The 9976-nt window shown below is 60.4% G+C and carries 11 protein-coding genes; 3 read left to right on the top strand and 8 right to left on the bottom strand.

Features of this window, described 5'->3' with window-relative positions:
• Nucleotides 1-41 precede the first annotated feature (41 nt).
• Both MTP36_RS00085 and MTP36_RS00090 read left to right on the top strand, forming a co-directional pair.
• The gene (locus tag MTP36_RS00085) at nucleotides 42-686 is read left to right on the top strand and encodes a rhomboid family intramembrane serine protease (RefSeq protein WP_249252550.1); all 645 of its coding nucleotides are present in this window, start codon (nucleotides 42-44) and stop codon (nucleotides 684-686) included.
• A 610-nt stretch (nucleotides 687-1296) separates the two neighbouring features.
• Nucleotides 1297-2262, top strand: a complete 966-nt coding sequence (locus tag MTP36_RS00090) for a DNA polymerase III subunit delta' (RefSeq protein ID WP_249252552.1) — start codon at nucleotides 1297-1299, stop codon at nucleotides 2260-2262.
• A 778-nt stretch (nucleotides 2263-3040) separates the two neighbouring features.
• Here the strand turns inward: MTP36_RS00090 and MTP36_RS00095 are convergent.
• Nucleotides 3041-3559, bottom strand: coding sequence for a gamma carbonic anhydrase family protein (locus tag MTP36_RS00095; RefSeq protein WP_015537101.1), 519 nt, complete (start codon nucleotides 3557-3559; stop codon nucleotides 3041-3043).
• A gap of 107 nt (nucleotides 3560-3666) precedes the next feature.
• Between MTP36_RS00095 and MTP36_RS00100 the strand changes: the two genes are divergently transcribed.
• Nucleotides 3667-4959: a D-alanyl-D-alanine carboxypeptidase family protein gene (locus MTP36_RS00100; protein WP_249252554.1), complete on the top strand. Its 1293-nt coding sequence runs from the start codon at nucleotides 3667-3669 to the stop codon at nucleotides 4957-4959.
• 258 nt (nucleotides 4960-5217) lie between these two features.
• On the opposite strand, the gene MTP36_RS00105 is transcribed toward MTP36_RS00100, so the two are convergent.
• The 7 genes from MTP36_RS00105 to MTP36_RS00135 form a co-directional block, all read right to left on the bottom strand.
• Nucleotides 5218-5985: a biotin--[acetyl-CoA-carboxylase] ligase gene (locus MTP36_RS00105; protein WP_097782775.1), complete on the bottom strand. Its 768-nt coding sequence runs from the start codon at nucleotides 5983-5985 to the stop codon at nucleotides 5218-5220.
• The gene (locus tag MTP36_RS00110; protein ID WP_249252563.1) at nucleotides 5982-6473 is read right to left on the bottom strand and encodes a metallophosphoesterase family protein; all 492 of its coding nucleotides are present in this window, start codon (nucleotides 6471-6473) and stop codon (nucleotides 5982-5984) included. The genes MTP36_RS00105 and MTP36_RS00110 overlap by 4 nt, the downstream gene beginning before the upstream one ends.
• A gap of 22 nt (nucleotides 6474-6495) precedes the next feature.
• Nucleotides 6496-7344 (bottom strand): 16S rRNA (cytidine(1402)-2'-O)-methyltransferase, encoded by an 849-nt coding sequence (gene rsmI / locus MTP36_RS00115; RefSeq protein ID WP_249252572.1) that lies wholly within the window; start codon nucleotides 7342-7344, stop codon nucleotides 6496-6498.
• Nucleotides 7345-7359: 15 nt separating this feature from the next.
• A complete protein-coding gene (locus MTP36_RS00120; RefSeq protein WP_249252573.1) occupies nucleotides 7360-8034 on the bottom strand; it encodes a tRNA1(Val) (adenine(37)-N6)-methyltransferase in 675 nt (224 codons plus the stop codon).
• Nucleotides 8006-8257, bottom strand: a complete 252-nt coding sequence (locus tag MTP36_RS00125; RefSeq protein ID WP_249252575.1) for a hypothetical protein — start codon at nucleotides 8255-8257, stop codon at nucleotides 8006-8008. Before MTP36_RS00125 ends, MTP36_RS00120 begins: the two co-directional genes overlap by 29 nt.
• 86 nt (nucleotides 8258-8343) lie before the next feature.
• Nucleotides 8344-8514 (bottom strand): DUF362 domain-containing protein, encoded by a 171-nt coding sequence (locus tag MTP36_RS00130; protein WP_006735241.1) that lies wholly within the window; start codon nucleotides 8512-8514, stop codon nucleotides 8344-8346.
• Nucleotides 8515-8951: 437 nt separating this feature from the next.
• Nucleotides 8952-9893: a PSP1 domain-containing protein gene (locus tag MTP36_RS00135; protein ID WP_249252577.1), complete on the bottom strand. Its 942-nt coding sequence runs from the start codon at nucleotides 9891-9893 to the stop codon at nucleotides 8952-8954.
• Nucleotides 9894-9976: the final 83 nt, after the last annotated feature.

Here is a 9976-nt window from a genome sequence, read left to right on the forward strand (position 1 = left end):
ACATGAAACTGGCGGGGCATCCCGCAACGGAGGCGAAACACATGAACAACTGGCTGAACAGGCTGGAGCGCAAGTATGGCCGCTATGGCATCCCGAACCTGACCAATATTCTGGTGGCGGGGCAGATCTTAGTGCTGGCCATCGAGCTGTTTGTTGACCGCACCATCACGGGCTGGCTGGGGCTCAGCCGCAGCCTGCTGCTGCAAGGGCAGGTCTGGCGGGTGATCAGCTTTATATTCATCCCCTTTTCCGGCGGCAGCATCCTCAGCGTGGTGCTGGGCATCTACTTCACATGGTTCGTCGGCACGGCGCTGGAGCGGGAGTGGGGCGATTTCCGCTACACGGTGTATCTGCTGTCCGGCGTGCTGGGCACGGTGCTGGGCTGTCTGCTCACCGGCGTGACCGCCAGCACCTACTGCCTGTCCCTCTCGCTGCTGCTGGCTTTTGCCATGCTTTACCCGGAGGTGCAGCTGCTGCTCTTCTTCGTCATCCCCATCCGGGTGAAATATTTCGGCGTTTTCGCGGCAGTGCTGTGGGTGTTCGGCTTTCTGGGCGCATCCCTGCCCGGCAAGCTGGACTACCTGTTGTCCATGCTCAACGTCTGGCTCTTCTTTGCCCCCATGGCCTACCGCTCCCTCCGCGCATGGGTGCGCCGGGAGCAGTGGAAGCGGAAGAATAGGAGGTAAGACCCCTCCCGTGAAAATGGAAACTGCCGAGGGGTGTTCTCTTTTGACACCAAAAGAGAACCGGAAAAGTGTGCGCTCTGCGGGGAAAGTTACTGCCTGCTTTCAGCGTGCAAAGACGCTCCGCTGGGCCAGAGGCAGGGAGGGGTGTTCCGACTCCCCCCTCCCTACCTCTGGACTCCACCCACCCCGCAACGGGTCAAGGGCTACACGCCCTTAACAATCCTAAAGAAGAAGTCGAAGCACAAAAAAGCTAGCGCTGCGCCAGTCGGCGCTATCGCTTTAACGCTTTTTTCGCTTCTCCATTTATAGCCCCTCAGTCGCTGCGCGACAGATTCCCCTTTTTGTCACCTGCGGTGACATCTTCCCCCGGCCGGGGGAAGTCGGCCCTCTCGGGGGAGCAAGCGCCCACCCGCAGCGCCGCGCTTTCGCAGAAAGCGGCGCTGCAAATGCTGTTTCCCTCCACGACCCCACCCGTGAAAAGGCAATTCTGGAAAATCCGCAGATTTTCCAGAATTGCGAAATATAAAATAATCTTTCCGCTGAACATGGCTAGAGCGCAGCGGAAGCCATTTTAAATCGTCTTACGTCTCACAAAAGGAGTACCCCCATCATGATGCTGGACCGCATGGAAGGCAACGCAGAACTGAAAACCAGCGTGCAGCAGATGCTGGCCACCCGTCGGCTGACTCATAGCGTGCTGCTGGTGGGCGAAGCCGGTCTTGGCACCGGCTTTGCCGCCCGCTGCATCGCCGCCGACTACCTCTACCCCGCCGGCGGTGCCGCCGCCGAAGCGCTGCTGCGGGGCGAGTGCTGCCGCGCCGTGGCAAAAGCCGGTAAGCGCGACAGCGGCACGGTGGAGACCGGCATCGTGCGGGAGGCCATCTCGGTGTCCGGCATGGGCAGCGGCGGAAAGTATCTGGTGGGTCAGGTCACTGCCATGCGCAGCGAAATTTTCAACACCAGCCTTTCCGCCGAGGGGCGCGCCGTGCTTTTGTATCATGTGGAGCGCATGAACGAGGAATCTGCCAACGCCCTGCTCAAGGTCATGGAAGAGCCGCCGGAAGGGGTGCTGTTTCTGCTCACGGCGGATTCGCTGGCCAGTGTGCTGCCCACCATCCGCAGCCGCTGCGTCAGCTTTGCGGTAGCACCGGTGTCCCCCGCCGACTGCACCCGCTACTGCGCGGCGCAGGGCGTGGACAAAAAAACAGCCGCACTGTACAGTGAGCTGTTCGATGGTCATATTGGCACGGTGCTGGCGGTCGCCCGGGACGAAGCCCGCGCCGCACAGGTGGAAAAGGCGCTGGAGCTTGCCCGCGCCGCCGCCGCCCGGGATAGCTACACCGCCGCTGTGCTGCTTGCCGCCTACGAAAAGGATAAAGCTGCCGCTTCCGCCCTGCTGACCGATTTCCGCGCCGTGGCAGCGGCAGGTCTGCGCAGCAGCCCCCGCGCCCCGGTACAGGGCACACAGGCGCAGCAGGCGGTGCGTCTGGCAGATGCCGCCCTGCAGCGGCTGGGCGCACAGGTAAACCCCAAGATAGTGCTTTCGGTGTTTGCGGCAAAGCTGCGCACCGTTTAAATAACGAAACAACAAGAAACCCCTCCGGCGCTTGCGGTACACCGGAGGGATTTCTTGTTTGGGGTATTGCTTTGGTGTGAGGAGGAATCATGTGCGGGGAAGTGGTTGCGGCCCCACTGTCCCTGCAAGATACAGTATACCCGATTTTACGAAAAAAGTCATTACATTTCTGTGAAAATTCAAGAAAGTCCTTGAAACTTTGTACCGCAGTGCGAAAAAAATACAAAATGAAACGTTTAAGAAGAAAAACTGAACTCCCTCAGTCAAAACCTGACGGTTTTGCCAGCTCCCTCGGGGAGGGAGCCTTTGGCGCGTCCGGAAGCTTTGCGCTTTAGTAGGAAAGCTTTTGCTTGCCATCAGCGTGCAGGGACGCTCCGCTGGGCCAGAGGCAGGGAGGGGTGTTCCGACTCCCCCCTCCCTACCTCTGGACTCCACCCACCCCGCAACGGGTCAAGGGCTGCACGCCCTTGACAAACCTTAAGAAGAAGTCGAAGCACAAAAAAGCTAGCGCTGCGCCAGTCGGCGCTATCGCTTTAACGCTTTTTTCGCTTCTCCATCTATAACCCCTCAGTCGCTGCGCGACAGCTCCCCCAAGGGGGAGCGGGCACGCCCGGAAGCTTTCTTATTGCACCTAAAACTTTAGTGGTAAACCTTACGGCTTGGCTCTCCCTGAGAGGAAAGACTTCCCCCGCTCCGGGGGAAGATGTCACCGCAGGTGACAAAAAGGGGAATCTGGCGCGGGAGCGCCTGAGAGGGCGTGGGTGACCCCGCCGCACTCTCACCCGTTTTTCATCTGCTCTGCGTGCAGTTTTCCGTGCTCCACATAATGGGCGGCGTTGTGCAGGTTGGCTTCCACCTGCGCGGCGCTCACCTGCTTGATGACCCGGGCGGGCACGCCCACCGCCACCGAGTTGTCCGGGATGACCATGCCTTCCGGCACCAGTGCCCCTGCCCCGATGATGCAGTTTTTGCCCACAACACAGTGGTTCAGTAATGTGGCGTGCATCCCGATGAGACTGCCGTCCCCTACGGTGCAGCCGTGCACCAGTGCGCAGTGCCCTACCGTGACGTTTTCGCCAAGGGTCACGCAGCCGCCGATGTCGCAGTGCAGCACCGCGTTGTCCTGCACGTTGCTGTTTTTGCCGATGGTCAGCGTGCCGTCATCCCCGCGCAGCACCGCACCGTACCAGACGGTGGAGCCGGGCTTTAAAACCACATCTCCCTGCACGGTAGCGCTGGGGGCTACAAAAGCTGCGCCCTCATCGCGGGGCGTTTTTCCACAAAAGGATAAGAACATTGTTAAAAACCACCTTTCTCTTTTGGTTCTTTTATGGTATTCTTATAAGTAAGGAACAAAAATGTGCGCGCCGGTTTTGCCGGAGCGGGATTCAAGGGGGTACCTTCATGCTTCACAACACGTTCTGCCGCCGGTTGGCGGCACTGGTGCTCACGCTGGCGGTCGCCGTCAGCGCAGTGCTGCCTGTATTTGCAGTATACCCCATGCCCGTCCAGACTGCAACAGAGACTGAGGCAGTGTATTTGTTCAACGCAGACACCGGCAAGACCATCCTGAGCCAGAACGCCGACCAGCAGAAATATGTGGCAAGCCTGACCAAGCTGATGACCGCCCTGCTGCTGGTGGAAAGCGGCAAGGACCTGAACGGTGAAGTGACCGTGCCCACCGATTTAACGCAGGAGTTCAAGGATATCCAAAACGCCAACGGCACCACCATGGGGCTGCGCATCGGCGAAACCGTGCGCCGCATCGACCTGCTGAACGCCATGCTCATCGTCAGCGCCAACGACGCCGCCAGCGTCATTGCGTGGGACGTGGGGGGCAGCGTGGTGGGCTTTGTGCAGCAGATGAACGCCCGGGCGGCAGAGCTGGGCTGCACCGGCACGAACTTTACCTGTGCCCACGGCCTGTTTGACTACGGCAACGTGTCCACTGCGCAGGATCTGGCAAAGATCGCCGCCGCCTGCGCGGAGAACCAGACCTTTGCACAGGTGGCGGGCACCGCCAGCTATGTGCTGCCAGCCACCAATCTGCGCAAGGCCGAGCACACCATCAGCAGCTCCAACAGCCTGATGAACAGCGAAAGCGCCAACTACCGGGAGTATGTCAAGTGGGTCAAGGGAGGCTTTACCACGCTGGCGGGCCGCTGCATCGTGGCCTTTGCCCAGCAGGACGGCCACAACTACGGGCTGGTGATCCTTGGCTGCGACACGCAGGAGCACCTGTTTGCCGCGTGTGACGACCTTTTTGACTGGGCCTTTGCCAGCTTTGCCGACCGTCCGCTGGTGGATACCAAGACCGTGCTGACCACCGTAGACCTGACCAAGTGCCGCACCGAGCCGTCCGTGGAGCTGTACGCCGCAGCCCCGGTCAGCGGCTACGGCCACAGCGACGATAAGGTGAGCTATTCCTTCGACCTGCCCGAGAGCGTCTCTGCTACCGTCAAGGAAGGCCAGAAGCTGGGCACTGCCACCGTCTATCTGGACGGCTACGAGGTGGGACAGGTAGACCTTGTGACCCACCGGGAGTATGTGTCGGACTTCCGCACCGATAGCAAGGCCACCCTGCTGCTGCTCTGCGCCCTGATCCTGATTTTGTGCGCGCTGGGCTTTGTCACCCTGCGCTGCGGCGGCGGGCTGACCCTCAACCAGCGCCGCCGCCAGATGAAACGGAGAAGATAAGAAAACCCTCTCAGGCTCACTGCGTTCGCCAGCTCCCCCGAAAGGGGGAGCTTTTTGCATCCGGTCAGCGCGAATAAAGCTCCCCCTTCGGGGGAGCTGGCACGCCGTCAGGCGTGACTGAGAGGGTTCAGGCGTCCCCTTGGGGGAGCTGGCTGCGAACGCAGTGAGCAGACTGAGGGGGTATCCTTGCGGCGCGCATTCCAAATCGTCAAAGATAAAAGGGGCTGGTGCACGGTTGTGCATCTGCCCCTTTTTTAATTATACTGCCCCGTAGATGCCGTGCACCGACACTTCCCCGGTGAAAACATGCTGCTCACCGGCATCGGTGCGCACCACTAAACGCCCCTCGGCGTCCACGTCCACGGCTTCGCCTGCGCCCTGACTGCCGTCCGGCAGGTCAAAGGTGACCCGGCGGCCCAGATTGATGCAGGCGGCCTTGTATTCCTCCCGGAAGGGCGCAAAGCCGTCCCGGGCAAAGGTGTACAGGTTGCGGTCAAAGCCAAAGTCGGTCAGCCCCTCCGCCAGCCATGCGGGGTCGGTGGCAAGATCCACCGCAGCGCCCTGCAAGGCCAGCGAGGTGCCGTGGGGCAGGTCGGCGGCGTCAAAATAGCTCTGGGGCTGGGCAAGGTTGATGCCGATGCCGCACAAAATGCCGCGCCCCTGCTGCTGGTAGCCGTAGCTCACGCTCTCGCACAGGATGCCCACGATCTTTTTGCCGTTCAGCAAAAGGTCGTTGGGCCACTTGATCTGGCAGTCCACGCCATAGCGCAGCTGTAACTGGCGGCGCACCGCAAGGCTTGCCAGCAGCGGCAGGGTGGCAGGCTGTGCCAGCGGCTCCTTGATGGCCACCGTGTAGTACAGCGCCTTGCCCTCGGCGTTTACCCAGCTGCGGCCAAGCCGCCCGCGCCCGGCGGTCTGGTTTTCGGTATACACCGCCGCAACGGGGCCAAACTCCTCGAAATGTTCCTTTACATAGGCGTTGGTGCTGCCGCATTCCGGCAGATAGCGCACCTCGTTGATGCTCATTGCTTGGGTACCTCTTTGTGCTCATAGGCGGTCACTGCGCCGTTTTCCAGCGTCAGCAGGCCGTAGGTGTCCGGGCCGGTGTAGCAGCGCCCGCAGGAGCCGGGGTTGAACAAAAATACATTGCCCCGCTGCTCTGCGTGGGGAATATGGGAGTGGCCGAACAGCGCCACCTCGGCCCCCCGGGCGGCGGCGGCGTCCGCCAGCGTATCCAGATCGTATTTTACACCGTACATGTGACCGTGCGTATAGAAAACCACCGTCTGATCGAAGCCCGCAAGGCCATCCAGCGGCTCCAGCGCACCGTAATCGCAGTTGCCGGCCACGGAGTACACCCGCAGATGGGGGAAAAAGGCCAGCGTCTGTTCCAGATCCCGCAGGCCGTCCCCCAAAAAGATCACAGCATCCACGTTGTTCTGCTCTTTGTTCAAAATGCGCTTAATGGCGTCACGCGCGCCGTGGCTGTCGCTCAGGACCAGTAGTTTTGTCACGGAAAGATATCCTCCTCTATACTCATTCGGTAGTCTGCTGCAACAACAGCAGCTGCTTGTAAACTTCGCTCTTGGAATAGGCTGTGCCCTGTGCAGCAGTCTTGGCGGCGGCAGAAGCGCTGAAACCCTCAATGGTCAGCGCAAAAGCGCGCTGCGCCGCCTGTTCCAGGGTCAGCTCCTCTTCCTCGGCGGCACCGGCGGGCGCACCCGCCATCACCAGCACATACTCGCCCCGGGGCTCGGCGGCGCGGTAGTGCTCCACGGCTTCGCCCAGAGTGGTTTTCCAGATCTCCTCGTGGAGCTTGGTCAGCTCCCGGCACAGGGTAATGCTGCGCTCTGCGCCAAAGGCGGCGGCCAAATCGTCCAGTGTGGTGCGCAGCTTGTGGGGTGCTTCGTAAAAGATGACGGTGCGCTTTTCCTGCAAAAGCTCGGCTAGACGCTCCTTTTTCTGCTTGCGGTTCACCGGCAGAAAGCCCTCGAACACCCAGCGGGAGGTGTCCTGCCCGGAGACTGCCAGTGCGGTAACGCAGGCAGAAGCGGCCGGGATGGGCACTACTTTGATGCCCCGCGCCAGTGCGTCCCGCACGATGACCTCGCCCGGGTCGGACACGCAGGGCATGCCGGCGTCGCTGCACAAGGCACAGCTCTCCCCTGCCTCGATGCGCTGCAAAATGGCTTCGCCCTTCTGCAAGGCGTGCTCATAGTAGCTGACCATGGGCTTTTTCAGCCCCAGATAATTCAGCAGCTTCATGGTCACGCGGGTGTCCTCGGCGGCAATAAAGTCTGCCGCGCCAAAGGTGGCAGCCACCCGGGGCGGCATATCCTCCAGATTGCCGATGGGGGTCGCCACGATGTAGAGAGTTCCTGCCATAATTACCTCCTGAATTTATCGTCCGTACAGCGCCGCACCGGCGCGGATGAGCACGTCCGGCTCTACCCGCAGGCCGGTTTTACGGTTCTTCTGGGCTTCCACAAGGAACAGCCACGGTGCGTTTTCCGGGCCGTTCTTTACAAAGGCCAGCCGCTTGGGCTCCAGCCGGTGCGCGCGCAGCACAGCCAGCACCTCAGCCAGCCGCTCGGGGCGGTGGCACAGCGCCAGCCGCCCGCCGTCCTTCAAAAGCCGGAAGCCGCAGGCACAGACATCCTCCAAAGCGCAGGTGTTTTCGTGCCGGGCAAGGGCGTGGGCGGCGTTTTTGCTCTGCGGCCCCTCGGTAAAATAAGGGGGATTGCACGCGCACACGTCAAATTGCCCCTCGTCCTGCCGCCATGTGCGCAGGTCGGCACAGGCGGGTGTAATGTGGGTGAGCTGCTGCTCTTCCACCGCTGCCGCCAGCAGGGCGCTGCCCTCGGGCTGCAATTCCAGCGCGGTGCAGGGGCCGCGGTGCCCCCGGTCGTGCCATTCCAGTGCCACGATACCGCAGCCGGAGCACAGGTCTGCGGCTTTCTGGCTGCGTTTCGGCTCACAGAAGCGTGCCAGCAGCAGCGCGTCCGAGCCGAACCGGTGCTCCGGGGTGCAGTAGACCATAGTTCTATTATACAAAACTTCCGTAGAATGTTCCATAGACAGTGTGCCGTTTCCCTTCCAAAAAATGCAGGGTATTTTCCTGCGGAATTTGTGCATGAAACAAAAAGCGGGGCGGCTGCACAGCATTTTGTGCAGTGCCTCTTTTGCGGTGGACGATCAGGAATGGCCGCCGCGTATGCTTTGGCCATGTGCAGCGGAAAAATATTTTTTGATTCAGCAGTTCGGCGCGTCTGCGGACGCGCCGAACTGCGTTTTTCATGAATTTACTTTATGATACCACAAAAAAGGACTGCTGCACAGATGTGCAACAGTCCTTTTTGATGCGTTTTCAGCAAAAACTACTGATTATTCAGCAGCGATTGCACCAGTGGGGCAAGCACCCTCGCAAGCACCGCAATCGATGCAGGAATCAGCGTTCACAACTGCAGCGCCGTTCTCGATGGTGATAGCGCCAACCGGGCAAGCGCCCTCGCAAGCGCCGCAGCCAACACATGCGTCAGAAACCTTGTGTGCCATAATAAACTCTCCTTTTTTATCCCGTGCCGATGTAATTATGAAGAAACGTACCTTGGCACGGCCACGCACGCCCCCCGGAATTTGTATCCTTGTCTGCATTCTAACAAAGCAGGCGGGAAAAGGCAAGACTAACCGTGCTGCCACAACCACAAAATAAAATATTTTGTGGGGTTGCACAAAAGCACGGCCTAACTTATAGCCAAAATTGCCGGAGATTTTTAGCGAAAATCACGAAGCCTAGTTAGTTTTATAATACTAACTGCAAGCAAACCCTCTCAGGCGCTCCCGCGCCAGCTCTCCCGAAGGGAGAGCCAAGCTGTAAAGTTTTGCGCTAAAGTATTAAGCGCAATGAGAAAGCTCCCGGCAGAGCTCTTGCCTCTCCCTTTGGGAGAGGTGGCATCGCGCAGCGATGACGGAGAGGGCGCACGCCATTATGCTTATTCCTTTTCATTTGCGCGGCGGCGGGGGCAGGCGGGGCGCTTTTCGTCGTCGGAGCTTGCCACCACCGGGGCGGGGTTGCGCACGCCGGAGTAATCATCGTCCGGGTCGGGACGGCGGGGCGGGCGCTTGCCGCCGCTCACATACTCGCACACGCCCACCTTGTAGTACCGGGGGGCAAGGCTCTCGGTGCCGCAGCGCACCCGCAGGTAGCCGGATACCGGATTCACCTCCAGCACAGTGCCCAGACCGTCCGGGGTGCGCACCGTGCTGCCCACCATGGGCATGATGCTGTTCAGGTACTCGTAGGCGCTCTCCTCGTAGGCAAGGCAGCACATCAGACGGCCGCAGGCACCGCTGATCTTGGTGGGGTTCAGCGAAAGCCCCTGCTCCTTTGCCATCTTGATGGAAACGGGCTGGAAATCCTTCAAAAAGCGGCTGCAGCAGAAAGGCTGGCCGCAGATGCCCAGACCGCCGATCATCTTGCTCTCGTCGCGCACGCCGATCTGGCGCAGCTCGATGCGGGTGTGGAAGATGCCGGCCAGATCCTTGACCAGCTCCCGGAAGTCCACCCGTCCGTCGGCGGTAAAGTAGAACATGATCTTGGAGCGGTCCAGCGTGTACTCGGCCTCCACCAGCTTCATCTCCAGCCCGTGGCGGGCGATGCACTCCTGACAGGTGTGGTAGGCGCGCTTTTCGTCCTCACGGTTCTGGCGCATCCGGCGGATATCCACGCTGTCCGCCATGCGGGTGATGGGCTTCAGCGCCTTGGGCACGGCGGCATCCGCCAGCTCCCGCACGCCCTGCACCACCTCGCCGCACTCCACGCCGCGGGCAGTCTCCACGATCACGAACTCCCCGGCATGGATGACAGCATCGCCGGGATCAAAATAATAGCTTTTGCCGTTTTCTTTGAAACGGACCGAAATGACTTTTTTCATAGTGTTCCTCGTTTTGTATCTGATAAGCCCCTTTCAAGGGGCGCTTTTTCAGTCTGCTGTTAGTATACCATAATCAAAAGCAC

The organism is Faecalibacterium sp. I4-1-79 (genome assembly GCF_023347235.1).
In the GTDB taxonomy this organism is placed as follows: Bacteria; Bacillota; Clostridia; order Oscillospirales; family Ruminococcaceae; genus Faecalibacterium; species Faecalibacterium tardum.